Source organism: Streptomyces rhizosphaerihabitans (assembly GCF_025399795.1).
Lineage (GTDB): Bacteria > Actinomycetota > Actinomycetes > Streptomycetales > Streptomycetaceae > Streptomyces > Streptomyces rhizosphaerihabitans.
The window spans coordinates 1-1,620 of sequence record NZ_JAODTZ010000144.1; the positions used below are offsets into that span (position 1 = coordinate 1).

The 1,620-nt window shown below is 68.5% G+C and carries 1 protein-coding gene; it reads right to left on the reverse strand.

Translation table 11 applies throughout. From position 1 onward, the window contains the following. Positions 1-8: 8 nt before the first annotated feature. Entirely contained in the window at positions 9-1,484 is a 1,476-nt protein-coding gene (locus tag N4G66_RS45085) for an NF041680 family putative transposase (protein WP_315903778.1), read from the reverse strand. Positions 1,485-1,620 lie beyond the last annotated feature (136 nt).

The following is a 1,620-nucleotide window of genomic DNA, read 5'->3' on the forward strand; positions in this document are numbered from 1 at the left end:
CTTGAGTTTTATCCTGTTCGGCGGGGTTTGGTGCCGATGTTGTGGTGGGTGGGTCGCTGGTAGGGCTGGCCGGTGGCGAGGACTCTTCCCACGTCGTGGCGTGCTGCGGGGTGCCGGTTTCTCGATCCGGGTGGTCGGCCGGGGCCGGGGCGGCCGGGTTTGGGTGCACCGGCTGGTGAACCAGCCGCGGTTCGGAGGTTCCTGAACCCGCGTCGGACCCGGGCGGGGGTGAGTCGTTCGGGTGGGGTCGGTTTCTCCCAGGGATGCCGGAGGTCTTGCGCGAGCGGTCGGGCGAGATTGAGCTGGGTGTGGGCGGCGACCACGAGCCATGTCCACCGGTCCGCGGCTTCGGGGCTGCGGAGTTTGGGGCGGGTCCAGCCCAGGGTCTGCTTCCAGAAACGGAATGTGTGCTCGATGTCGAACCTTCGCAGGAAGGTCTGCCAACAGCGGTCGACGTCAGCCGCGGTGGCGCCGATCCTGGACCACCACAGCCACACCGGCTTCGGGTCTCCGCCCGAGGGCAGGTGCTCGACCTGGAGTCGGATGACGGTGCCCTCGATGACGGGCAGCTCGGCGGAATGGTCGAGCCAGGCGGCCCGGCGGGTCAGCCGGGGGTGGAGCCGGTCCCACGCCCGTGCGGTCGCTTTCCCGTAGCGGCGGGTGTCGGTGACCGTGACCGCGTGCTCGTCGCCCCAGGTGTCCGACTGCCCGAAGACGAATTCGCCTCCGTGCCTGGGCGGGCGGCCGCCTGCGGGGTGTTCCCGGTGGAATTCCTCGCGGGAGGGCGCCGGCCGGCGCATGACCCGGTCCGAACGCGTCCGGCCCAGGATCTCGACGGGCAGGTCTGCCAGCAGGTGGGCCAGGCGCGGAGCATCGTAGCCGGCGTCGACCACGATCATGATGTCCGGATCGCCCGCCTGCCATTGCCCTGCTTCGACGAGGCGGTCGACGACTTCCCTGATCTGGGCGGTGGTCACCGCAGCGACGTCGGCGCCTGGCTCGATCCGGATCGCGTCCAGCACCGCGGTCCACGAGGTCCGGCCCGTCTCCAGTGCGGCCACGATCGAGTAGGGCCAGCCCGGGATCATCAGGTGTTTGTTGTCGCCGTACCCGTAGGTATGGCAGAAGCACCGGTCAGGGGCGGTGTCCGCGTCCGGCCGCAACCACGGCGACACATCGACCGCGAGGACCAGACGGCCGTCGGCCGCCTTCGGCAGCGGAACAGAGACAAGAGCCTTCCGCAGCCGGCCCACATCGAGTCGCCCCTTGTTCAGCCCGGCATACAGGGCTCCATGCCCACGCTGGTGCTCCGGTGCGAGCGCCAGACCGACCAGCGTCTTCACCGGACCATCCGCACACAGCATCGCGTCGGTCAGCTCGAACAGCGCGTCGCCGCGGGCCGTCATCGATGCGTACAACTCCGTCCGGAAGTATGACAGCACCCCGAACGGCTCCCGCTGGACATCGTGATGCAGCAGACTCACCCCTACGGCCTTCGGCTGATTTCGTGCCTCTGTGACGGAGCACAGGATCAGACGAAGGCCGCCCCGCTGTACGGCAGTTGTCACCACGAGTGATCAAGTTCGAGGAACGATTCGACCCGCGAGGATAAAACTCAAG